Origin of the sequence: Thalassobacillus hwangdonensis (genome assembly GCF_042675915.1) — a bacterium.
GTDB classification, from domain to species: domain Bacteria; phylum Bacillota; class Bacilli; order Bacillales; family Halobacillaceae; genus Thalassobacillus_A; species Thalassobacillus_A hwangdonensis.
In genome coordinates this window covers 170,664-192,620 of the sequence record NZ_JBHTKL010000002.1, presented here as the reverse complement: position 1 = coordinate 192,620, position 21,957 = coordinate 170,664, and the positions used below count along the sequence as shown (strand labels likewise).

At 44.8% G+C, this 21,957-nt stretch carries 24 protein-coding genes; 12 read left to right on the top strand and 12 right to left on the bottom strand.

All coding sequences use genetic code 11. The features are described 5' to 3' along the window. Positions 1–9 precede the first annotated feature (9 nt). Together ACFQ2J_RS08920 and ACFQ2J_RS08915 are read left to right on the top strand one after the other, a co-directional pair. Positions 10–927: a DMT family transporter gene (locus tag ACFQ2J_RS08920; RefSeq protein WP_386058961.1), complete on the top strand. Its 918-nt coding sequence runs from the start codon at positions 10–12 to the stop codon at positions 925–927. A gap of 45 nt (positions 928–972) precedes the next feature. Further along, a complete protein-coding gene (locus tag ACFQ2J_RS08915; protein WP_386058958.1) occupies positions 973–1,827 on the top strand; it encodes a DegV family protein in 855 nt (284 codons plus the stop codon). 50 nt (positions 1,828–1,877) lie between these two features. On the opposite strand, the gene ACFQ2J_RS08910 is transcribed toward ACFQ2J_RS08915, so the two are convergent. The 5 genes from ACFQ2J_RS08910 to ACFQ2J_RS08890 all read right to left on the bottom strand — a co-directional run bounded on the left by ACFQ2J_RS08910 (position 1,878) and on the right by ACFQ2J_RS08890 (position 5,958). Then, positions 1,878–3,377 carry a flotillin family protein gene (locus tag ACFQ2J_RS08910; protein WP_386058955.1) on the bottom strand — a complete coding sequence of 500 codons (1,500 nt, stop codon included), beginning with the start codon at positions 3,375–3,377 and terminating at the stop codon, positions 1,878–1,880. Between the two features lie 131 nt (positions 3,378–3,508). Continuing rightward, on the bottom strand, positions 3,509–4,201 hold the full coding sequence (locus ACFQ2J_RS08905) for an alpha/beta hydrolase (RefSeq protein WP_386058952.1): 693 nt from the start codon (positions 4,199–4,201) through the stop codon (positions 3,509–3,511). 110 nt (positions 4,202–4,311) lie between these two features. Further along, positions 4,312–4,737: a YppG family protein gene (locus tag ACFQ2J_RS08900; RefSeq protein WP_386058949.1), complete on the bottom strand. Its 426-nt coding sequence runs from the start codon at positions 4,735–4,737 to the stop codon at positions 4,312–4,314. Between the two features lie 184 nt (positions 4,738–4,921). After that, complete coding sequence (locus ACFQ2J_RS08895) at positions 4,922–5,197, bottom strand: glutaredoxin family protein (RefSeq protein ID WP_386058947.1); 276 nt, start codon at positions 5,195–5,197, stop codon at positions 4,922–4,924. A 128-nt stretch (positions 5,198–5,325) separates the two neighbouring features. Then, positions 5,326–5,958, bottom strand: a complete 633-nt coding sequence (locus ACFQ2J_RS08890; protein WP_386058944.1) for an SDR family oxidoreductase — start codon at positions 5,956–5,958, stop codon at positions 5,326–5,328. 135 nt (positions 5,959–6,093) lie between these two features. Between ACFQ2J_RS08890 and ACFQ2J_RS08885 the strand changes: the two genes are divergently transcribed. Continuing rightward, the gene (locus tag ACFQ2J_RS08885) at positions 6,094–7,191 is read left to right on the top strand and encodes an SDR family oxidoreductase (protein ID WP_386058940.1); all 1,098 of its coding nucleotides are present in this window, start codon (positions 6,094–6,096) and stop codon (positions 7,189–7,191) included. Positions 7,192–7,546: 355 nt separating this feature from the next. Here ACFQ2J_RS08885 and abc-f read toward each other — a convergent pair whose 3' ends face one another. From abc-f to ACFQ2J_RS08870, 3 genes are all read right to left on the bottom strand, one after another. Then, the gene (gene abc-f, locus ACFQ2J_RS08880; RefSeq protein WP_386058937.1) at positions 7,547–9,409 is read right to left on the bottom strand and encodes a ribosomal protection-like ABC-F family protein; all 1,863 of its coding nucleotides are present in this window, start codon (positions 9,407–9,409) and stop codon (positions 7,547–7,549) included. Positions 9,410–9,507: 98 nt separating this feature from the next. Next, positions 9,508–9,615 carry an RAxF-45 family protein gene (locus ACFQ2J_RS08875; protein WP_386058934.1) on the bottom strand — a complete coding sequence of 36 codons (108 nt, stop codon included), beginning with the start codon at positions 9,613–9,615 and terminating at the stop codon, positions 9,508–9,510. 67 nt (positions 9,616–9,682) lie between these two features. After that, on the bottom strand, positions 9,683–10,147 hold the full coding sequence (locus tag ACFQ2J_RS08870) for a MarR family winged helix-turn-helix transcriptional regulator (RefSeq protein ID WP_386058931.1): 465 nt from the start codon (positions 10,145–10,147) through the stop codon (positions 9,683–9,685). A 151-nt stretch (positions 10,148–10,298) separates the two neighbouring features. Between ACFQ2J_RS08870 and ACFQ2J_RS08865 the strand changes: the two genes are divergently transcribed. Beyond that, positions 10,299–10,910: a class I SAM-dependent methyltransferase gene (locus ACFQ2J_RS08865; RefSeq protein ID WP_386058928.1), complete on the top strand. Its 612-nt coding sequence runs from the start codon at positions 10,299–10,301 to the stop codon at positions 10,908–10,910. 68 nt (positions 10,911–10,978) lie between these two features. On the opposite strand, the gene ACFQ2J_RS08860 is transcribed toward ACFQ2J_RS08865, so the two are convergent. Continuing rightward, positions 10,979–11,881: a YegS/Rv2252/BmrU family lipid kinase gene (locus ACFQ2J_RS08860; RefSeq protein WP_386058926.1), complete on the bottom strand. Its 903-nt coding sequence runs from the start codon at positions 11,879–11,881 to the stop codon at positions 10,979–10,981. Between the two features lie 120 nt (positions 11,882–12,001). Further along, complete coding sequence (locus ACFQ2J_RS08855; RefSeq protein ID WP_386058923.1) at positions 12,002–12,664, bottom strand: DUF4396 domain-containing protein; 663 nt, start codon at positions 12,662–12,664, stop codon at positions 12,002–12,004. 124 nt (positions 12,665–12,788) lie between these two features. Here ACFQ2J_RS08855 and ACFQ2J_RS08850 point away from each other — a divergent pair, with 124 nt between their 5' ends. The 7 genes from ACFQ2J_RS08850 (at position 12,789) to ACFQ2J_RS08820 (ending at position 20,118) form a co-directional block, all read left to right on the top strand. Then, entirely contained in the window at positions 12,789–13,241 is a 453-nt protein-coding gene (locus ACFQ2J_RS08850; RefSeq protein WP_386058920.1) for a MarR family winged helix-turn-helix transcriptional regulator, read from the top strand. After that, entirely contained in the window at positions 13,238–14,626 is a 1,389-nt protein-coding gene (locus ACFQ2J_RS08845) for an MATE family efflux transporter (protein ID WP_386058917.1), read from the top strand. The genes ACFQ2J_RS08850 and ACFQ2J_RS08845 overlap by 4 nt, the downstream gene beginning before the upstream one ends. Before the next feature lie 434 nt (positions 14,627–15,060). Next, a complete protein-coding gene (locus ACFQ2J_RS08840) occupies positions 15,061–16,128 on the top strand; it encodes a LysM peptidoglycan-binding domain-containing protein (protein WP_449343032.1) in 1,068 nt (355 codons plus the stop codon). A 224-nt stretch (positions 16,129–16,352) separates the two neighbouring features. Next, the gene (locus tag ACFQ2J_RS08835) at positions 16,353–17,021 is read left to right on the top strand and encodes a hypothetical protein (protein ID WP_386058914.1); all 669 of its coding nucleotides are present in this window, start codon (positions 16,353–16,355) and stop codon (positions 17,019–17,021) included. A gap of 74 nt (positions 17,022–17,095) precedes the next feature. Continuing rightward, positions 17,096–18,334, top strand: a complete 1,239-nt coding sequence (locus ACFQ2J_RS08830; protein WP_386058911.1) for an efflux RND transporter periplasmic adaptor subunit — start codon at positions 17,096–17,098, stop codon at positions 18,332–18,334. A 105-nt stretch (positions 18,335–18,439) separates the two neighbouring features. Next, the gene (locus tag ACFQ2J_RS08825; RefSeq protein ID WP_386058908.1) at positions 18,440–19,435 is read left to right on the top strand and encodes an LLM class flavin-dependent oxidoreductase; all 996 of its coding nucleotides are present in this window, start codon (positions 18,440–18,442) and stop codon (positions 19,433–19,435) included. Positions 19,436–19,449: 14 nt separating this feature from the next. Further along, complete coding sequence (locus ACFQ2J_RS08820) at positions 19,450–20,118, top strand: VOC family protein (protein ID WP_386058905.1); 669 nt, start codon at positions 19,450–19,452, stop codon at positions 20,116–20,118. A gap of 141 nt (positions 20,119–20,259) precedes the next feature. On the opposite strand, the gene ACFQ2J_RS08815 is transcribed toward ACFQ2J_RS08820, so the two are convergent. Then, on the bottom strand, positions 20,260–20,520 hold the full coding sequence (locus tag ACFQ2J_RS08815) for a DUF2164 domain-containing protein (RefSeq protein ID WP_386058902.1): 261 nt from the start codon (positions 20,518–20,520) through the stop codon (positions 20,260–20,262). A gap of 127 nt (positions 20,521–20,647) precedes the next feature. Between ACFQ2J_RS08815 and ACFQ2J_RS08810 the strand changes: the two genes are divergently transcribed. Then, on the top strand, positions 20,648–21,274 hold the full coding sequence (locus ACFQ2J_RS08810) for a pyridoxamine 5'-phosphate oxidase family protein (RefSeq protein WP_386058899.1): 627 nt from the start codon (positions 20,648–20,650) through the stop codon (positions 21,272–21,274). On the opposite strand, the gene ACFQ2J_RS08805 is transcribed toward ACFQ2J_RS08810, so the two are convergent. Continuing rightward, the gene (locus ACFQ2J_RS08805) at positions 21,268–21,864 is read right to left on the bottom strand and encodes a class I SAM-dependent methyltransferase (RefSeq protein WP_386058896.1); all 597 of its coding nucleotides are present in this window, start codon (positions 21,862–21,864) and stop codon (positions 21,268–21,270) included. The genes ACFQ2J_RS08810 and ACFQ2J_RS08805 overlap by 7 nt on opposite strands. Positions 21,865–21,957 lie beyond the last annotated feature (93 nt).

The following is a 21,957-nucleotide window of genomic DNA, read 5'->3' as shown; positions in this document are numbered from 1 at the left end:
AGGGATCCAATGGATAAGCCTCCATTTCATCCATATATACCGGTTATGATCGGAGTCCTCTCCGTTTCCACCGCTGCTATTTTCGTGAAGCTGGCAGGGGATGCTCCTGCATCCATTATTGCTAATTATCGGCTTTTACTCGCAGTTTTAATCATGGCACCTTATGTCATTTGGAAACATCGTGATGAATTTACGAAAATAGCCAGGAAAGATTGGCTGCTTTCGATCTTTGCCGGAATTTTCCTGGCACTCCACTTCATCTTATGGTTTGAATCCTTGAATTACACTTCCGTGGCAAGTTCGGTCGTGCTTGTGACACTCCAGCCGATTTTCGCTTTCCTGGGCACGTTTCTGTTTTTTCAGGAACGGTTCACAGCCGGCGCCGTTCTCAGCCTGATCATTGCAATTACTGGAAGCGTCATCATCGGCTGGGGAGATTTCCAAATCAGCGGTTTGGCATTGCTGGGGGATATTCTCGCGTTATTGGGCGCGGTGATGGTGACAGGATATTTTTTACTTGGACAAAATATCCGCAAACGTTTGTCATTGATGACCTATACGTTCGTCGTTTATGGGATGGCATCCTTGACGCTCGTCGTCTATAACGTAATCCTGCAGCACCCGTTCACCGGATATGATTCCGATCAGTGGATGATTTTCCTGGCGTTAGCCATCATCCCTACTTTCTTCGGCCATACACTTTTCAACTGGTCGTTGAAATGGTTGAGTACATCGACGATTTCGATGAGTATCCTTTTCGAACCGATCGGCGCTTCCATTCTAGCCTACTTCATACTTGGGGAAGTGATTACCTGGTCACAATGGCTTGGTGGATCGATCGTGCTGTTCGGATTGATGATGTTCATCTTCAGTACGACGAAAAAGGTCAAACCGAAATTGACACGAGCAGATAAAGAATTCAATTGATTGGTTAAAAGAAAAAATAAACTTTTGAGAGCAGGTGTTTTGGATATGACGATCCAGCTGATAATTGACGGTGGTGCAGATGTACCAAAAGAAATGATGGACAAATATGGAGTGCTGTCTGTAGCGCTGAACCTTCATTTCGATGATGAACAACTCAAAACGGACAACTTAGACCTTCCGACATTCTATGATAAGTTGAAACGATCTAGCTCGCTCCCCCGTTCTTCTGCGCCAAGCCCATATGACTTCTATGAAGTGTACAAAAAAGTCGATCCAGAGAAGCCGATCCTCGTTTTGGCAATTTCCGGTGGTGTCAGCAGTACGTATGACAGTGCGGTCATGGGAGCGGACATGCTTCTTGAGGAAGAACCGGATAGGAAAATCAAGGTTATCAACACGAAGACCGCTTCCTGCGGCATTGCCTTGCTTATTCATGAAGCGACCACCCGTATGGAAGAAGGATACGAATGGAACCAGCTCGTCACACATATGGAAAATCGTGCCGAGAAAGTAACCACCCTTTTTGTACTGAAGACATTGGAGAACCTGATCAAAGGCGGTAGACTTGATCGTGTCAAAGGGGCTATTGCGAAGACGATGAACATCAAACTGATCCTGCGCGCCAGCCTCGAAGAAGGAAAAATCGAAGTAAGTGAAAAGGTTCGCGGTAATAAGAAGGCAATTCGCAGATTCATCGAACAGGTCGGGGAATATGCCAGCAATCTGGAAGACCAGGTGATCGCGATGTCTCACGTAAATAGCGCGGAACGCGGGCGCACGATTCTGAATGATATTAAGGAGAAATATAAGTTCAAGGACTCATTATTTGTAGAAATGGGACCACTGATTGCTACTTACACTGGGGAAAGCGCCATCGTAATCGCCTTTTTCAGAGATTGATAGTAAACAGAAAGCACGTGCAGCATTGAAAGCTGCACGTGCTTTTATTATCATTCTTTTTCGGTTTTCGGCGATTCTTCATTATGTTCGACTGCTTCGTCCTCTACTTCATCCGCTTCCTCTGTTGCGGATATTTCCTCGTACTGACGATCATATTCTGAGCCGAAGTGATTCACATTTCCTCTAGAAACGTAATTCTCAAGCATTGCTTTCAAATCCATTCCGGTTGTTTCCTTCAAGGACTCCTGAATGCCAAGCATTGTTGAAGTCACACTCTGCGCAACCTTTGTAGATCCACCTTGCGAATTCGCGCCTCCCATATCAATCACTTTCATGTCTTTGATCTGCGCTAATGGAGATGCAACCTTCTCGGCATAGTCAGGCAGTACATTGATAAGCATCTCGATGATGGCTGCTTCGCCGTAATGCTCCATCGCTTTTGCCATCCGTTCTTTCGACTCTGCCTGTGCGATGCCTCGCTGACGAATGACTTCCGCTTCGGTTTCCCCTTTGATCCGCTCTGTATTCGCTTCTGCTTCTGCACGTTTCGTAACTTCATACGCTTCCGCATCGGCAATCGAACGACGACGTTTGTTCTCTTCTTCTTCCATCTCAACTGCCCGTTGTTTCTCTATGTACTGTACTTTCAGCTCTTCTTCTTTGATTTGCTGGGCAATCTTTTGTCTTTCCAGTTCACCGGCTTGATCGGCACTTGCTTTTGCACGGTTAGTATCTTTTCTGAACTCCGCTTCCTTGATTTCTTTTTCTTTCGTTGAAGCAGCGACAGCAGTCAGGCGGCGATTCTCTTCATCCTGTGCTTCCTGGTCGTTCTTAGCCTGATAGATCCGTGTTTCTTTGTTTGCATCGGACTCAGCCATGTTCGCTTTCTTCTGTACTTCTGCGATATGCGGTCGGCCCAGTGCATCGATGTAGCCATTTTCCACATCGACATCCTCCACATCATTTAGTGCAAAGGATGTAATTTCAAAGCCCATCCCTTTCAAGTCGGATTCAGCGATCTTTTTGACTTGGGTGTTCACTTCTTTGAAATCGTTGTAGATTTTCTCAATCGGGAGCGAGGCGATGATGGAACGCAAATGTCCATTCAATACATCCTTCAATTCCGATTCCCGTTCCTTCTGTTTCTTACCGAGAAATTTCTCTGCGAAGTTCGCCATGATTTCCAGTTCACTGCCGATACTGATTACAGCAGTACTGGCGACACGTACTGGGATTCCCTCTTTTGTATAAGCTTTATCTGAGTTGACCTGCAATTGGAAAGACGTAAGGTCGATCGGGGTCGCTGTCTGGAACATTCTCAGGCGGTATCCACCACCACGAATGATTTTGACAGATCTGCCATTATCGTCCTCAAATACGTTCTTTTCCTGTTCAGGGTCGCCAAGTTTCGGGCCAGTGACAATCAACGCTTCATTCGAACTTGCGGTTTTGTAACGGAGACGGAAAATGATGAACGTAATGATTCCACCAATCACCACTACCACTCCAAGTACCGCAAGAACAATCATGATCAAAGCACCTTCAAGCATCTTACCATTCCTTTCTTCGTTAGTAATTACACCTCTTTCACCTTAACATAAATTACCTTTAATGGGGGTTTGACCCAAAAGAAAAACATAGAATCATTAAGATTCTATGTTTGTGAATTATTCCTATCTTGTCATCTTGTTAAAAAGGAGAGGACTGTATCGAACAGTTCATCCTGATCCTCTCCGTGACAGACCAGATGCTTCGACTGCTTCAAAAAGACAAGCTCCTTTTTCTCAGATGGAATTTCCTGTTCCAGATAAAAGGCGGACTTCAGCGGAACCATGCCATCCAGTTCTCCTTGCATGATCAATACCGGACAGGTGACATATGCTAAGTAATCCCTCGTGAAATTCACACACTTGATGAACTCGAGCGTAGAAGAAAAGTGTGTGCGCTTCATCTTATAACTGTAACGTAGATAGAGTTCATTCGACCTGACGCTCCCTTTCACCGCTTCCACCATCAGTCCGAGGATATCTTTGTACATTTGAGGAATCGATATATATTTACCTGCAGCAGATAACAGCACAAGTCGATCGATCTTATACTTTGCAGTAAGGTAGGCTGCAATCATTCCACCCATGGAAAAACCGATGATATAGATTTTATCATAGCTTTTTTCCTTCATCATCTGCAGCAGCGCCAGCTCGGCCGTTGCAATCCACTCCTGATAATAATGGCCCTTCAAATCCAGATCTTCCCCATGACCTGGCAATGTAGGGACTACGAATTCCCAGTTCGTCCTCGCATCCAAATAATCAACTAAAGGTTTCACCTCATATGGACTTCCTGTGTACCCGTGAATGCAAAGACAACCGATCATCGCTGGTCCCTCCTATGTAATCTGTTACCTATACCATACCCCATTGAAAGAAAAAGCATGCCGCTCTCTCAGCCGATTGAAGCACAAAAGCGTGCAGTTTTGCACGCTTTTTAACGGAACCCTTTGAATAATCCCCCGATTCCTTTCATAAGAGGCGACAATTGATTGACTGTGTTTGCCATCTGTCCTACCGTCGACATCATCTTCTCCATATCCAGCTGCCCATTTTTATCCTGGAACATGCTTAACATTCCCGGCTTCGGAGCACCACCGTAGAACTGCTGATTCTGCCCGTAACCACCGAAAGCATCCTGCGGCGGCTCGTATGGCGGCTTAGCGTAAATTTCAAAAGGGGTAGATGGTGGGTTTGGGGGCGCCTGTTGGGTATTGAAGTCGTTCCCAACCTGAGGATTCATTCCCCATTCCATTCCCTCCCATTGCTGAGGTTGTTGTGGAAAGAATGGCTGCTGCATTTGCTCGAAAGGGGGGAAGTTCTGGTTGAACGGCATTTCTGGTCTGTAATCGAACGGATACACGTGTACTCACCCTTTCCAATTTATACTACAGCCTATGATAGAACCCGAAAAAAGTTAATGCTTACTGTCAGTTTCAATCAGTGGAAAGGTCGGCTGGGAGACACTTGTCTCGACACTGAGTCTTCAGCAAACGGAGCTTTTCCATAAAAAAAGAGAAACAAGGGATGGGGGCATCGCTTGTTTCTCACGCATTGAATGCGGTGTTATCGCGCATATCATTTTCACGGATTCCTAGCGTCCGTTTCAGTTTTCTTTTTTGAAAGCCTAATACTCGTTCATCGTCAATGAATGTGGCCGGGGTTCCATACACCTTCTTCTGCTGCAATTCTTGAAAATACGCTTTATCTTTTGAAATATTTTTCACTGTATAATCAAGTTCCCATTCTTCGAACTGATGAATGAGACGCTCACAACTTTTACAATTATCACTGATATAGACAACCACTTGTTGAGTTGACATGGTGTGACCTCCTTAAACCGATAGTTCCAAATAACTACGGATTATCATAACATAAGTCCATAGACATGTTTACCCCCATTGAAATAGGATAAACATGAAATTTTTAGAATCCTGTCGGTTATACATATTCAGGTCCTGAACAGCTGATCGATCTTCTGCTCTCCACTAACAAGGTCATAACTTTTATATTCCACAGCAGGCACATCCAATAAGTGTACAATGGAATGAGCGACATCCTCTCTCGGGATTTCTCCGATCTCCGAAAGGTGCTCTGCAATTTCGACTTTTCCATTGCCAGCGTCATTTGTGAGGATACCGGGACGTACAATTGTATAATTCAAGTCGGTACTTTTCAGATGTTCATCTGCTCGGTGTTTCGCATAGAGATAATGCTTCATATCATCCGTTCCCAAATGAGGGCGATCGGCTCCGACAGAGCTTAGCATCATGAATCGGCGCACACCATAGAAGGTGGACAAATGCATGGCTTTGATGGCACCTTCCTGATCGATCAGGATCGTCTTGTCCGCCCCTGTATTAGGTCCTGAACCAGCAGCGAAAATGACGCTGTCGATTCCGTAAAATGCCGACTCAAAGTCACCTTCCAAATCTCCGAGAACCGTTTTTACCCCCTGTTCTTCAAATTGAGGTATCTGGTTCGTATCGCGAACCATCGCTACAGGCTCATGTTCAGTACCCTTCAGCTTTTCTACGATGTGTTTCCCTACTTGTCCATTTGCTCCAATCACTAATACCTTCATTTAAATTGCCTCCTTTTACTCACATACAAATATTTCCCTGAAGCACGCAGAATAAACTAGCCTTACGGAAAAAGCAGGATTCCTCCAGAAACTTCTAGAAATACAAAAATATCCAAACATAAAAGGAGCATCGTTATGGGAGCCACTTATTTCTTTACTGGATATCCAGGATTTCTAGCCACCCATCTGATTAAAGAAATCATTCATCAGGGGTATGCAATCGATCAGGTGTACCTGCTTCATTTACCCGACATGAAACATAAAGCGGAAGACTCTATTCAACAGTTGTCAATGGAAGGACTTATTTCCGCTGATAAATTGACAGCTGTGGAAGGAAATATCACCAAACCCGGCCTCGGGCTGCAACCGACGCAACAGGAACAGTTACGTGAGAAAGTGACACACGTGTATCACCTTGCTGCGATCTATGATTTAGCTGTACCTTTGCAGCCAGCGTGGCAAGTAAATGTTAACGGGACCAGTCACATCAACGAATGGTTGAAGGGACTCAAACAGTTGAAGCGATACACGTATTTCAGTACTGCCTACGTTTCAGGGAAACGTGAAGGTACGATTTACGAACATGAACTTGAGCACAATGCAGGCTTCAAAAACCACTACGAATATACGAAATATGAAGCAGAACGGACGCTAGCTTCGATAATGAATGAAGTTCCCACTACCATTATCCGTCCCGGAATCGTCATCGGTGACTCAAAAACCGGCGAAACAATGAAATTCGATGGTCCTTACCTTATGTTGAATTTGCTGGAGCGCATTCGGAGATCGCCAATTGTCCCGTATTTTGGTAAGGGGAATGCCTATGTAAACCTCGTTCCACTGGATTATGTGATCCAGGCTACGATCGAGCTTTCACACAATCCATCCGGCGAAGGCAAAACCTATCATTTAACAGATCCGCGCCCCTATAAAGCCAGGGATATCTATAAAATGCTGCTGAACGAATACTTACAAAAGGAACCTCGTTTCTCGCTACCGATGTTCCTGACTGAAAAATCATTGTCACTGCCACAGTTACGCAAGGCACTTGGGGTCCAGAAAGAATCGTTGGCTTACTTCACTTGTGAAAGTAATTATGATTGCACACAGGCGTTGGAAGACTTGAGGAGCACACCGATCCGATGTCCGGACTTGAAAGAAGTCATTCCTCACATGGTTGACTATTACGAGCAGCACAAGCACGACCGCGAGAAGCACCCGGTGATTCATTGAACTCAATGATTGTATACAGTAAATTTGAACAGAACAAAGAGGCTGGGACAAAAGTGTTTTAGTGTATATAAAAACCGAACTGAATTGGCTTGCTGATGCCAAATAGTTCGGTTTTTTAGTTCGAATTTATATTTAGTTCTAGCTCTTTCCAGCGGTTGATTGGAGTGCAAGACGTAGACTCCTGTGGGAAGAGTAGCTAATGTGAGACCCCACAGGGAGGTACGACCGAGGAGGCTTACGGGCTACCCGCGGAAAGCGGAGTCTTGCACGGAGATCATTAGCGAGGTTCAGAGAATACACTAAAATGATCGTCTTTGGACCGTGGATAAATTGTTTTGTCCCAGCCTCTTTCACATCAGCTCGTTATCCAGTGCTCATACAGTCGATCACGCTCTTTTTCCAGTGTTTCTTTTCGATCCTGCGCTTCCATCAACTGATCCACGTCCTGTTCTTCAGCCATTTGCAGCTGAAGCTGTTCCAATTGTTCCTCGAGTGCTAGAATCTGTTCTTCAACATCCGCTTCGTCAATTATTGGAGATTCAGGTGTCCGCTTCTGTTGATCTGGAACAGACTTACGCTCCACTTTTTCCAAAGCCATTTCCTGCAGTTCTTTCCATTTCGTTTGAGTTGCATCATAATTCCCAAGATAACGATGGAGTTTACCATCCACTAAATAGGCGGTTTCAGGGAAGCATGCATTCAGGAAGTATCGATCGTGTGAGACAGCCAGTACTGTCCCGGCAAACTTTTCGACCGCTTCCTCCAACACTTCCTGCGACTCAATATCAAGATGGTTCGTCGGCTCATCAAGGATCAACACATTGATTCCCTGATGCATGAAAATGGCGAGCTTCAACCGCATCTGTTCCCCACCGCTCAGCTGCCTGATTTTGTGAAAGACGTGGTAGCCATAGAACATGAAAGCAGCCAATATGTGGCGCGCCTGCCCTTCCGTTACTCGAATATGCTCACGGAAATAGTCGATCATCCTCATTTCGGGGTCCGCACCCTGTAGCGGCTCCTGAGGCAAGTAGCCAATTTCCATCGAACTACCGACCTGTACCGTCCCTTGATCTTCTTTCCCTTTACCAAGAAGAATGTGGAGCAGGGTGGACTTTCCACTGCCATTCGCACCGACGATTGCCAGGCGTTCTTTATATCGCAGGTGCAAATCGACTCCCGTCAGCACATCTCTGTTACCGAAAGACTTACGGACTTCCTGTAATAGAAATACATCTGTACCACTTCTTCCATCCGCATCAAGCGCAAGCTTCATTTTCTTCGGATCGATCAACGGCTTTTCTTTCTTTTCCATCCGTTCCAGGGCACGCTCCATGCTTTTCGCCTTTTTAAAAAGCTTTTCATTAGGAGGGTTAGCTTCATTTGCCCATTGCCTCAGTCTTCGGATCGCTTCTTTCATTTTCTTGATCTTCTTCTGCTGTTCCTGGTACGCCTGAAATTCAGCGAGGAGCTTCTCCTCTTTCTGCTTTTCAAACGCTATATAGTTACCTTTATAACTCGTAATCTCCCCGGACTCTAAATCAGCAACACGGTCCACCGTCTGATCAAGGAAGGTACGATCATGTGATATGATACAAACCGCTCCGTCATACCTGGTCAGATAGTTTTCCAGCCATTCAATCGCATTCAGATCCAAGTGGTTCGTCGGCTCGTCAAGCAGCAGGACATTCGGTTGTTCAAGCAGGAGCATAGCAAGGCCAAGCTTCGTTTTTTCCCCACCACTCAGCTGAGCGAATTTCTGGTCAAGCAAATGGTAAATACCAAGACCGTGGGCGATTTTTTCAATGTTCGCCTCTATTTCATAGCCACCTGCCTGCGTGAATTGCTCCTGCAGATCGCCGTACTTTTTCAACGCCTTATCCATTTTCTCCGGGTCGACCATGTCCTGCTCCAATTCGTTCATGGCATGGACCATCTTCATCAAATCATCAAAAGCAGACAGAAGGTATGCTTTTGCAGTACCTTCCCACTCATCCGGGATTTGCTTGAGGTGACCGATGGAAACATTCTTCTGGATATACAATGCACCAGCATCGATAGGTTCTTCCTGAGTGATCAACTTGAATAATGTAGACTTGCCGGAACCATTCCTGCCTACAAGACCAACCCTTTCCCCAACTTTCATTTCAAAATGGAGCGCTTCGAACAATACCGTTCCACCCATTGTTTTCTTTATATCATTCATTGTTATCATCATCATTTTTCCTCCTAAAGACAAAAAAAGCCAGAGGTCTCCTGTACCTCTGACTTTTCATACATAATATTTAATCAGATACGAGACGCTATTTTCATTATTTAACTGTTAAAAAAGGACAGACTTCTCCCATCCGCAGTTAAATCATGAATAATCGCGCGATTAATATGAAGCAGATGACGATCATTGTCGCACGTATTAAATAGCATCTTCGTACCCTCCTTTGTCTTTAGTAATGAATGCTGACTATATCATACCCTATCTTTCTGAAAATTCCTAGCCTTTCATCGAGTCGGCATACTGACCAAGTTTTTTCAGCAAATGAATCGCCTGTTCTTTCTCTTCATCGGTCAAACCGGCAGTGATTTCTTCGATTTTTTTCCAATGATCCGGAAAGATTTCATTCAGCAACTTCTCTCCCGCTTCTGTAATCCCAGCATACGTAATTCTGCGATCTGCAGGACAAGGCTTACGTTCAAGCAACCCTTTCTTTTCGAGCTTGTCCACAACATAGGTGATACTGCCGCTTGCCAGCAGGATCTTTTCACCGATTTTCTGGAGCGGTTGATCTCCACGGTGATAAAGCAATTCAAGCACTCCAAAGTCAGTCGGATTAAGACCGTGCTGCTGAATATCCTTTTTCACCAGTTCTTCGACTGCGCGCTCCGCTTTCATTAAAACGACGAACAGCTTCAGAGAAGGGTCATTCTTCTTTTTTTGATATAATTCTTTATCTTCCATACTTTACGTCCTCTCTGTTGCACTTCAAATTAAACCGATTATAAAAACCCGCCCACTACCTTGTCAATCAGAGTAGTCCATTTGTTCTGACCAGCTTTTATGTCATAATGTTCATATACTTATCTTACCATAAGGGAAGCGGTGAAACGAAGTGATTGAAGATACAGGAGAGCGCGTCATTCCTGAGTTCATGAAAAGCTCGAACAAATTGCTTCTTGAGCATATGGCACGCTACCAGTTTGCATTACCATACGTGAAAGGACGAGTACTTGATCTTTCCTGCGGATCTGGTTACGGAACGCATATGATGGCGAAGGAAAACAAGTCCGTCGTCGATGAAGTGGTTGGAATCGATATTGATACGGAAATCATTACATATGCCAAGGGAACGTATTACCATCCATTATCAACGTTCAAAGTGATGAATGCAGTTGATCCGGACTTTCCAGCAGAACTCGGAACCTTCGATGTGATTACGAGCTTTGAAACCTATGAGCATATTGAGGACGAAGAGCAATTGCTTGCTAACTATCATGCACTGTTGAAGCCGGGTGGCACGTTGATCGTCTCCACACCTTTCGGCGAGGGGAGAGGTCAATCGTGCGGGTCACCTTTTCATGTTCACCAGATCACTCCACAGGAATTCCGTGACTTATTTACCAATTACAGTGAAACGAACTTTTTTTATCAAAAAGGAGTTTTGATTGAGCCTCCACGGGATAAAGTAAACTACCCCCTTGGAATAGCCGTCTGTATAAAGTGAAAGGAGCTTTCATCTGTGAAAGCTCCTTTTGCATGTCTCGTGTATGTACCGAATTTAGACATGCGTATTCATTCTTCGGAATTTGCATAAAGGAAAGTGAAATGATTGGGCACGACTTCAATCGTTGTCGGTGTCTCCCCTTTCAATTCTCCATCCATGTCCGACTGCTGATTCGGAGTAGCTTCAATCGTGATCCTTTCAGCTCGCCTGTGACAGAGTTCCTGGAAGCTGTCTTCATCCGACCAGGCCTGATTGGCGGTCAGCAGTTCCTTGAACATCGTCAGATTGGAATTCTTCACGATCATAATATCCAACAGCCCATCCCCTGCATCAATGGAATCAATCGGGATTCGTCTTGTGCCAATGAACTTACCGTTCAACACAAGCACCATCACCGCTTCGTCTTCCATTACTTCTCCATCAAGCTCCAGGCGGAAATTGAATGGCGTCGCCTGATTCATCGTTTTAAGTGCACTGATGAAATAACTGAGTACACCAAGCCGGTTTTTCTGGTTTTCATCTATATTCAAGGAGGTCTCTGTCACGAGACCGATTCCCCAGAAGTTAAGAAAGTACCCTCCATTGACTTTCCCTGCATCTACAGGGGCTTCCCTTCCGTTGATGATTGCAGAAGCAGCCTGTGATAAGTTCTGTGGCATACCGAGCAGACGGCTGAAATCGTTACTTGTACCACCTGGTAACACACCGATCACCGGCCGCTTATCTAATTCAGCCAATGTATTGCAGCACGCATGCAATGTTCCGTCTCCACCGAGAATTAGCACCAGTTCCACTACTTCTCCATATTCAAGACAGACTTCTTTAGCTTCATCAATGCTTTTTGTCTGCACAACGGTAAGCTCTTTTATTTCCTGTGCTAGAATCGGCAATGTTTTGGACAATTTCTGTTCCAAATTGTCACTGCCGGCATTTCCATTATATAAAAATAACGCGCGGTTATAACGCGGCATCCTGTCTTCCCCCTTCCAAACATCCTCTTATCCTTCTACCCTTATTCCGGGATTCTTATTCCAGGTAAAACCCCCGAAAAAATTAAAGCCACCCCATAGAGGATGACTTAGTCGACCACGCTACATCGCTTCTTTTATTCCTTTTCTCACAAGCCACCAATTTGCAGGATAGCTGGTAAGGAATCCGAGAATCATCGCAATCTGCATCATGAACCAGTATGTCGCTGTATCCGGTTTAGGCGGCTGTGCAAATAACACCCCATGTACGATAGCCATCCACCCGAACATCCCTACTTCAAATGCAATCAGGGATAATGTATCCGCCTTGATCGATTCTCTGATTGCATTCCATCGACCTTCCTCTTTATTCATAGGATAGATCGCGAAAAATTGAAAAATGATACCAAATAAGTAAGCGAGAATGAATTCCACTGCATAATGCGCAAACAAAACGGAGCCTGCAACAGTAACTCCTGTCAATGCCACTATCGGAACCCCGATCGCATCACCTAATGTACATCCTGCTGAACAGTGACTGGTGGAGACGAACACTTTGGAAGATTCTCCACGCTGATCTTCCTTTTCATTATCTTTCGCCTTCAGTTTTCCCCACTTGAAGTAAGTCCAGAGAGCGAACGGACCAAGAAACCACCCATTGATCGGCCATACGATGTTCATGATTTTCATCATTTGCGGATGTTTTCTAATGTCTATCACTATGATTAATGAAGAAATAAGGCCAATTCCTAAAGCTATATAAGCTGCCACTCTTAAAGTTTCCATTACTCTCACCTCTATGATTCTCTACCCTACAGCAACTTTCCAATAAACATTCCACATCGAGCATTATCGATTTACCTGACACGTAGAATGGTTTATACTGATTTAGTTAGGAGGCTAAGTAAATATGAAAAGAGAGATCGACCATCACTTAGGGTACAATATCAATATCATTTCGCACTTGATTAAAAATATATATAACGAAAAGCTTTCTGAGTTCGGCTTGACGACTGCACAGGCCAAAGTCCTTTATTTCCTTTCCGACTGCGGGGCCCAAACACAGTCCGAGCTTCAGCAAAGACTCTATATCAAAGCATCCTCCATAAACGGAATTCTGGATTCTTTATTAAAGAAAGAACTGATTACGAAAACATCCAGTGCTGAAGATAAACGCACGAAAGTGATCGATATAAGTGACAAAGGGAAGCAGTTGGATAACCTCGTTTGGAATACGATTCTGGAAATCGAGAACATGGTGAGTGAAGGCTTTTCGGAGTCGGAAAGAGCAACGATTATGCGCTGGCTGCACAAAATGAAAGCTAATATCCAGCCAGTAACAGCGGGGAGGGAACAACAATGAATGAACAGAGTCAACGACTAGGTACACAACCAATTCCAAAATTACTGCGTAACCTATCCGTACCTGCAATGATCGGCATGTTCGTCATGGCGTTATACAACGTTATCGATACACTTTTCATTGCAAGAGGTGTAGGGATTCTCGGTGTAGCAGGTGTCAGCATCGCTTTTCCAGCAATGATGATCATGATGGCAGTGTCCGCTGCTGTAGGTATCGGGGGTGCTTCCGTCATTTCGCGTAGGCTTGGTGAAGATCGTCAGGAAGAAGCCAACCAAGTATTCGGAAATGTCATTTTCATGATTGTGGCGGTCAGCTTCTTCGGGTTGATCAGTGCATTCACCTTTATGGACCCGATGTTGAAGCTGTTCGGTGCCAGTGATGAAATCCTGCCCTACGCTTCAGATTACATTTTCCCAATCTTAGTAGGTTCTATATTCTTTACGTTTGCATTTTCAACGAACAACATCATCCGTTCTGAAGGAAATTCCAAGGTCGCCATGATTACTATGGTGGTTCCGGCCATCCTGAATATTTTCCTGGATGCCATCTTCATCTTCGGATTGGATATGGGCGTCCAAGGAGCTGCGCTTGCAACCGTCATCGCCCAGGCAATCGGTTCCGTCATGGTACTTGTCTATTTCCTAGGCGGCAAAAGTTCACTGAACCTGCACCTAAAAGCTCTGAAACCTCAATGGCTTGTCATTAAAGAGACATTGATCATCGGCATGCCCGCTTTTGTCCGTCAAGTAGCCGGAAGCGCCATGATGATTGCTATCAACTCGATGCTCATCCGTTTCGGTGGAGAATTCGAGGTAGGGGTGTTCGGAATCGTCCAGAAACTGACGATGTTCACGATCATGCCGATGATCGGCGTCCTGCAGGGGATGCAGCCAATCATCGGTTTCAACTACGGAGCCAAAAACTACGGGCGGTTGCGTGACACGATTGTACTCGGAATGAAAGTAGTCACGATCATGTCTGCCGGAATTTTCGTCATCATGATGGCGTTGCCGGAAGTGCTGATGATGATCTTCACCGGTGACCAGCAAACGATCGATGCCGGTGCCCATGCGATGCGAATCATGTTTGCGATGGCCATCCTTATCGGCGCACAGGTCGTCAGCGGTGGTCTCTATCAGGCATTAGGAAAGGCAAGACCCGCATTCATTCTATCAATGGCAAGGCAGGTACTGTTTCTGATACCGTTAGTGCTCGTGCTCCCTCATTTCTTCGGGGTGACTGGGGTATGGCTCGCTTTCCCATTGTCGGATGTCCTTGCCTTCACACTTTCAATGGTATTCCTATATAAAGATCGTCAGTTGTTCTTCAAAAGTTCAGACGGAGGATCGGGAAGTACGAATTATTCTACTGCTCCGAGTTCCTGATTTGAAATCCTCAATATCAGAAAGACCTGATCGGAATTCCGGTCAGGTCTTTCTTTATTTAACAATAGTATTCTTCACCTTCAAATGAATTGAAATTGAAATACATATGTAAAATTACACATTATGTACAGGGATACATCCCCGAATCGTGACGCAGAAAAATCAGAGAAACAGAACTTTTATGTTGCTCCATAGCGAAAAATGTCTAATGAACCCTTGCCATTCAAGCATTAATGCCTGGTGATCAGAAAGAGGTTTCTACCCATTATTAATAAACCCACCTGGCACAACCCTAAAATATATTAAAAAATTTACTGGGGGTTGTTACGTTTTTGTAATGGACTTGTAATGTTATACCCCTACTGTTCTGTGATAGTATAGGAATTAGATTTTTACTAATAAATTACAAACATAATATATTTTGGAGGTACATAATGAAAAACAACTTTCTGAAGAAGGCAATTGTTACGACTAGTTTTGTGGGTGCTTTGACAATCGGTGCGGGTGTTGCAAATGCAGAAAGTGTCAATGTGAAAAGCGGAGATACGTTGTGGGATTTCTCTCAAAAGTATGGCGTTTCTGTTTATAAAATCAAACAATTGAATGGTCTTTCTTCTGATATCATTTATCCAGGTCAGTCATTGAAAGTTTCAGAAGGATCCAGTTCATCAAGTTCCAATACGACTGCTTCATCTGATTCATCATCAAATAAAACGTCAGCAAGTGTCAGCTATCATACAGTAAAATCGGGTGACACACTTTGGGAAATCAGCAGAGATTATGATGTCAGCATCAGCGACATCAAGAGTCTTAACAACCTGTCTGGCGATATCATCTATGTAGGTCAAAAACTTAAACTTGCCACTACTTCCAACTCTAACTCTACTACTGGCAGCTCAACAACAACGAAATCTGAATCTACTACTTCATCCAATCAATCTACTACTTCCTATACTGTTAAACGTGGCGATACACTATCCGGAATCGGAAGCAGATACAATGTAAGCGTCGCATCATTGAAATCATGGAACAACATCAGCAGCCATATCATCTATGTGGGCCAAACGCTAACGCTTAAGGGAGACGCGGTTGCAAGCAATGATGATTCCAGCAAACCGACACACGCTTCCACAACTAAATCCGAAGCGAATAACTCTGGATTGGTCTCAACTGCTAAATCCTATATCGGCGTACCATATGTTTGGGCTGGAACTTCCCCAAGCGGATTTGATTGCAGTGGTTACTTACAATATGTATTTGCTCAACAGGGAATCAGCATTCCAAGAACGGTTGCAGGCATCTATAATGCAGGTTCCTCTGTAAGCTCACCATCTGTAGGAGACCTAGTATTCTTTGAAACTTATAAAGCTGGTCCATCCCACGCAGGCATCTACCTTGGAAACAACAAGTTCATCCATGCAGGATCCAGCCGTGGCGTAGAAATCAGTGACATGAACATCAGTTACTGGTCCAGCCGCTACCTTGGCGCTAAATCATTCTAATTACCTATCACATGCAAAAGGCGTTGCAACTGCAACGTCTTTTTCTATTTATTTATCTTTTTCCACGGCTGTCCTACTTTTAAACAATATGATTTGAATTCACTACCATATACCCAATGCCTCACACCCTTTTACCCATTGTCTGACACGATGTTGGTATATTCTAGAAAAGTTTACCTTTTTCGGTTAAAATTGATACATCGAAACTAAAAAGGTGGCTGGCCATGTCGTATTTCATCAATCCATTCAAGTTATTCTTCCATCGTGACGATCACCTCTTCAAGCTGCATCGTGCGGAAAGAATCTATAACTTTTACAATCTCTTTTTCCTACTTTTGTTTTTAACCACATTAACATACATAGCTACTAGCTGGATTGGTCTAGGTACTGATCCATTGTCAGCAAATGCGACGGAGTACACAAGGATCGAGTACGAGCTTCGAAAAGTATGGTTTCTGCTTGGGCGTGTAATCTATGCCGTCCTGTTCGCACTCTTTCTTCTGTTAGTGACACCATTCTTTTTCTGGCTTTTCAATACCGTCTCTTATAAAAAGCTGATCATTATTCAAATGAACGTGTTACTAGTCATGTTAGTGGAACGACTTACCTGGATTCCCTTTATGGTCTATGCTGGACTTGACTGGTACGTATCCCCTTTTTCTTTCGGGGTCCTGGCGTCCTATTTCACTGAATTGGATTGGGTCATCTATTTCTTTGGAGCCTGTTCCATTTTCCAGCTATGGATTATCTGGTATCAGGTGAAATGCGTCACCTATCTGACATCGACAAAACGAGGCTGGGTCATTTTCCAAGTCATCATTTGGCACATCATCCTATGGTCAGGAGCTTCCCTACTAGCTCACTATGACTCATTCCTGATTTCCATCCTTTAGTTGTTATTAAACAATGAAACAGAAAACTAAATCCGTAACTTAATTAACACTAGTCATAAGAAAGGGGGATTGGGATGAAGAAGAGGAAGAAAAAGTATATCCAAAGAATCATAGGTGTGGCTGTCATTGTTTTTGTAACGATGAACGGACTGCTGATCTTCTTCGATCAGGATTCTAAGGTCGACCGCAATTCCTATGTCAAGGAATGGACAGAAGCCTTTACCTTTGATCTGTACGAACGATTACATACAAATGGCGTTTTTGCGTCAACAGAATCCAATGTCGTCTACTTCGATGATGACATCGGCGCCTTCCAACAGTTTCTTGTTGAGGAAGGTGCCACTGTAAATGAAGGAGATCCTCTCTACACCTATGAAGTGACCAACTATGAAAAGGAAGTAGCTGATTTAGAGGCTCAGGCAGAACGGTATGAAAGCGAGATCACCGCTATCCAATCCTATCTTACTGAAATCGAGCGCTTCAGGATTCCTAGTCCAATTCTTAATTTCGATGACGAGGACGAAGAACAAAATGACCCTCCATCTTATGTTGAAACGGAATTTTCCCAGCAGGAACAAATTGCTGAGAAAGAGATGGAGCTTGCTCAAAAAGAAGCAATGCTCGAGATGGTGGAAACACAGTTGACGACATTGGAAGAAGAAGGTCAGCTCATCACTGTGGAAAGTCCCTACTCAGGTGTTGTGACAGAGGTTTCTCAAGACCTTTCTTCACCTCTAATAACAATGAAAACGACTACCCTTCATATAGAAGGAGAATTTTCCGAAGCAGAAAGAAAAGAAGTAGAACCGGATATGGAAGTCGAGTACACAGTGGACGACATCGACCAAACGTTTACAGGGGCATTGGATTCCATCCGGGATTTCCCTGATCAGGCGAGCGTAAACCAAGCAAGTCACTATCCGTTCACTGTGGCGACTTCAGGTGAGGAAGACAAGATCCTGCCGGGTTATCATGCTGACCTCGATGTCATTACAGACAAAGCGGAAAATGCGACAGCTGCGTTCGACGATGTTTTGCTGACAGAAGACAACCTTTTCGCCTGGGTGATGACAGATACTGGTGAAATGGAGTACCGCGCCATTGAAACAGGCTTGGAAATTGACGGCATCGTCGAAGTTCAAAATGGGCTTACTGTTGGAGAATGGCTGGCAGACTACCCAAGGGATGAATTCAGGGACGGTACTGTCTTCATCACCCCGATTCAGCAGGATGACCTCCTACTGGAAAAATTGCTGGATTCGAATAAAGTCGTTATAAAAAACCACCTTCTGCTAGGACTTTTAGGAAGGTAAATGCAATCCTTCACGAATGCTTTCGTGAAGGATTTTCTATGCATAATCGTTGCAAACATTTCCTGAAAGTGGGAGGATGAACGGGAAACAGTAAGGAGGACCACGATGAAAGTTAGTGTATTGGATCAATCTCCAATTTTAAGCGGTATGACACCATACGAGGCATTGCAGCAGACGACCGAACTGGCGAAATGGACAGACAAACTCGGATTCCATCGTTTTTGGGTTTCTGAACACCACAGCACGAAGAGTCTGGCAGGATCCGCGCCTGAAATTCTGGTGGCACATCTAGCTGCACATACCGATACTATACGCGTAGGAACGGGAGGAATCCTTCTCCCTCACTATAGTTCATATAAAGTAGCGGAAGCTTTCCGCGTACTCGAAACACTTCACCCAGGAAGAATCGATTTGGGGATAGGCAGAGCACCCGGCGGGATGCCGAACGTCAATTTGGCACTGAACGAGGGCTCCCACCCGAATGTTGAGGCATATCCGCGCCAAGTGAAGGAATTGATGGAATACCTTCACGGCCATGATCCCCACACCATGGATGTGTATGCCACTCCAACCGGCGAAACGGCCCCACCAATCTGGATGCTCGGATCCAGTGGTACCAGCGCAAGGTTAGCAGCAGATTTTGGCACGGCTTACTCATTCGCTCACTTCATCAATGGATATGGTGGAACGAGAGCGATGCAGCGGTATTTTGATCACTTTGAAGGTTCGATTCAACAAAAGACGCCAAAGGGAAATGTATCTGTATTCACGATCTGTGCGGAAACAGACGAAGAAGCGGAATATTTAGCTTCCAGCCTGGATCTTGCCATTCTCAAGATCGAGCAGGGTGCGAGCAGGAATGGCTTCCCTACACCGGAAGAGGCCCGAAGCTATCCTTATTCTCTTTTCGAAAAAGAACGCATCCGGGAGAACCGTCACCGGATGGTGGTAGGATCACCTTCTAAGGTGAAAATGGAACTCGAAGCATTGGCAGAAGGATATGGTGTGGATGAAATCATCGTCAACACAATCGTACATCCGTTTGAAGCTCGGTTGAAGTCATATGAACTGATTGCTGAAGCATTCAATTTGAAGCCCTGAAAGGATGGATGGAAATGTTAGCATTCGATCACCTCGTCATCGCATCCAAGAACCCTGAAAAGACATTTGAAGAAGCGAAAGAAAAGCATCAGTGGAAAGGCGCAAAAGGTGGCCACCATGAACCATGGGGCACCTATAACTATTTAAGCCATTTCCGTAACAACAGCTACATTGAATGGATCGGCATCGAAGATTACGAGAAAGCTTTTACTTCGGACAACCCATTGATTCAACATCTGGCGCGATCGATTGATGAGCGTGACGGCCGGCCGATTCATTTTGCATTGAGAACGAATGATATGGACGCGATTTTGAGAGAGTGGGAGACTAAAAGAGTTGCCTACTCAGGCCCATTCCCAGGCAGCAGAAAAAAAGCTGATGGTACGATGCTGAAGTGGCGGATGCTGTTCCCTGAAGGTCCAACCGTGGAAACGCTGCTTCCTTTCTTAATCGAATGGGATGGGGACAACCAGCCGGGCGACTTGAATGACCTGGAATCCACCCATGTGAACATGGGCGTGGAGAGCCTTGAGAAAGCTGCGGACCTGTTTCAGCTTTATTATCCGCTTGGCACGCAACAAAGCGAGAGTGGCAAGATTAAGTGGCAATTGGAAAATGGTTCGCTGTCGCTTGATGGTAGAAAAGGCATTCGGGCTGAATTTGGTGGCGTACACTTATCCTAATTTTGCGGGTTCGCTCATAAAGTATGGGTTTTCGCTCATAAATCTGCTTTTTCGCCCATATTTCTCAGATTTCGCTCACAAATCCAGATTTTCGCTCACAAAAAAGGAGGACGCCCAAAACCAAAGGCATCCTCCTTTTCTTTATCTATATCCGCTACGGCCAATCGGCTGCTCGAGCGACCGGATATCCTCGTCCAGATTGATTACCTTCTCCTCAACCATCTTCCGCGCATCTGCGATTCCCTGGTTATACAAATGGGGCGCCAGTGCCTTATAGAAAAAATCCAGCATCTGGTCAGCGGCCAAATCTCCCAGCTCCTCTCCTCTTTCCATCTCGAAGTAATACTTGATGTCGCTAATCAATTGTTCTTTTTCTTCCTTTTTCAATTTTTTCAATCCCATCAACTCCTATCTAAGTTGATTGTAAGATATGATCCGCATATTGGAAAGGCATACCATCAAAGATGCTTGACCTCCACCCACGGCTGATGGACAATGGAAACTATCACCAGTCACGGAGGTTATACACATGTCTGACACCTATCAAATCACGTCTCATGAGGCACTGACTGCACTGCAGGGCGAACCTGGTAAACTAGCAGCGAATAAAGTCATCAAGGGGCTCGATCCCCTTTGCGAAGCGTACCTTGCTGCTACCCCATTCGTCGTCCTTTCCACTTCCAATTCAAATGGAGATTGCGACAGCTCCCCGCGTGGCGATGCGCCGGGATTCATCTACGTCCAAGACGAGAACACCCTTTACATACCTGAACGACCTGGGAATAAGCGGATGGATTCGCTTCATAACATCCTGGACAACCCGCATATCGGCATGCTTTGCATGATTCCTGGATTGAATGAAACGTTGCGCATCAACGGAAGTGCCGCACTCACTACCGATCCGTCCATCCTCGAAAAGATGGAAGCGAACGGGAAGCTTCCGAAATTAGCGATAAAAATCACAGTGAAGGAATGCTATATACATTGTGCAAAAGCATTTATCCGCTCCCATCTATGGAAGCCTGAATCCTGGCAGGAAAAAAGTGAGCTTCCAGTTCCAGCGAAAATGATCGCTGCTCATGTAAAGCTTCCGAATGTCGACGAAGCATCTGTCGTTTCTTCACTTAATGAAAGCTATTCGAAAAGACTTTATTGATTGATGCCGACTACACAGCATGTATCATTCGGGTCCGTGTGTTTTTTAAAGATTTCAACGTGCTGGAAACCCGCTTTCATAAGGAAGGATTGGATTTGACCGCCAAGCACTTCGGTCGTATCATCATCCGCCCCTTCTTCATGAGGGCAAAGGGTGATGGCGATTCTTCCCCCTTCACTCATCATGCTGCGGATATGCTCCAAAATCCGAATCGGTTCCTCCCAATAGGTAATGTTGTTCACAGCGTACACTTTATCAAGCTTTGAGTTGAAGTGCAGAAGTTCCTTCGCCTCTCCCTGCATCAGACAAACTTGTCCATCACGGTGAGACTTCAACCTCTTTAAGGCGGCTTCCACCATCGGTTCCGATGGATCGATACCATAAAAAACACACGGATGGTACGTATTCAATACATGCTTGATCCCTCTCCCCGGTCCGAATCCGATTTCCAATATATGATCTTCAGGCTGGATATCCAAAAACGAAGTCGTCCAGCGGTTCAATTCTTTATTTTCAAAATTCATGAACCAGCCTACTCCCTTCCCGATCCATCCTTCCGGCTTTGCAAACTGTTCACCCAATGGCTTCATCTTCAACTCTCTCCTTCAATTTTATCTATCCATTCGATACCCGTTCATCTGACATGGTAAGCACATGTGCGGCTTTCTCCTCTCATAGGATAT

Coding starts and splice junctions, on each gene's coding strand:
- ACFQ2J_RS08920 (WP_386058961.1), top strand. CDS start 10: ATGGATAAGCCTCCATTTCATCCATATATACCGGTTATGATCGGAGTC.
- ACFQ2J_RS08915 (WP_386058958.1), top strand. CDS start 973: ATGACGATCCAGCTGATAATTGACGGTGGTGCAGATGTACCAAAAGAA.
- ACFQ2J_RS08910 (WP_386058955.1), bottom strand. CDS start 3,377: ATGCTTGAAGGTGCTTTGATCATGATTGTTCTTGCGGTACTTGGAGTG.
- ACFQ2J_RS08905 (WP_386058952.1), bottom strand. CDS start 4,201: ATGATCGGTTGTCTTTGCATTCACGGGTACACAGGAAGTCCATATGAG.
- ACFQ2J_RS08895 (WP_386058947.1), bottom strand. CDS start 5,197: ATGTCAACTCAACAAGTGGTTGTCTATATCAGTGATAATTGTAAAAGT.
- ACFQ2J_RS08890 (WP_386058944.1), bottom strand. CDS start 5,958: ATGAAGGTATTAGTGATTGGAGCAAATGGACAAGTAGGGAAACACATC.
- ACFQ2J_RS08885 (WP_386058940.1), top strand. CDS start 6,094: ATGGGAGCCACTTATTTCTTTACTGGATATCCAGGATTTCTAGCCACC.
- abc-f (WP_386058937.1), bottom strand. CDS start 9,409: ATGATGATAACAATGAATGATATAAAGAAAACAATGGGTGGAACGGTA.
- ACFQ2J_RS08875 (WP_386058934.1), bottom strand. CDS start 9,615: ATGCTATTTAATACGTGCGACAATGATCGTCATCTGCTTCATATTAAT.
- ACFQ2J_RS08870 (WP_386058931.1), bottom strand. CDS start 10,147: ATGGAAGATAAAGAATTATATCAAAAAAAGAAGAATGACCCTTCTCTG.
- ACFQ2J_RS08860 (WP_386058926.1), bottom strand. CDS start 11,881: ATGCCGCGTTATAACCGCGCGTTATTTTTATATAATGGAAATGCCGGC.
- ACFQ2J_RS08855 (WP_386058923.1), bottom strand. CDS start 12,664: ATGGAAACTTTAAGAGTGGCAGCTTATATAGCTTTAGGAATTGGCCTT.
- ACFQ2J_RS08850 (WP_386058920.1), top strand. CDS start 12,789: ATGAAAAGAGAGATCGACCATCACTTAGGGTACAATATCAATATCATT.
- ACFQ2J_RS08845 (WP_386058917.1), top strand. CDS start 13,238: ATGAATGAACAGAGTCAACGACTAGGTACACAACCAATTCCAAAATTA.
- ACFQ2J_RS08840 (WP_449343032.1), top strand. CDS start 15,061: ATGAAAAACAACTTTCTGAAGAAGGCAATTGTTACGACTAGTTTTGTG.
- ACFQ2J_RS08835 (WP_386058914.1), top strand. CDS start 16,353: ATGTCGTATTTCATCAATCCATTCAAGTTATTCTTCCATCGTGACGAT.
- ACFQ2J_RS08830 (WP_386058911.1), top strand. CDS start 17,096: ATGAAGAAGAGGAAGAAAAAGTATATCCAAAGAATCATAGGTGTGGCT.
- ACFQ2J_RS08825 (WP_386058908.1), top strand. CDS start 18,440: ATGAAAGTTAGTGTATTGGATCAATCTCCAATTTTAAGCGGTATGACA.
- ACFQ2J_RS08820 (WP_386058905.1), top strand. CDS start 19,450: ATGTTAGCATTCGATCACCTCGTCATCGCATCCAAGAACCCTGAAAAG.
- ACFQ2J_RS08815 (WP_386058902.1), bottom strand. CDS start 20,520: ATGGGATTGAAAAAATTGAAAAAGGAAGAAAAAGAACAATTGATTAGC.
- ACFQ2J_RS08810 (WP_386058899.1), top strand. CDS start 20,648: ATGTCTGACACCTATCAAATCACGTCTCATGAGGCACTGACTGCACTG.
- ACFQ2J_RS08805 (WP_386058896.1), bottom strand. CDS start 21,864: ATGAAGCCATTGGGTGAACAGTTTGCAAAGCCGGAAGGATGGATCGGG.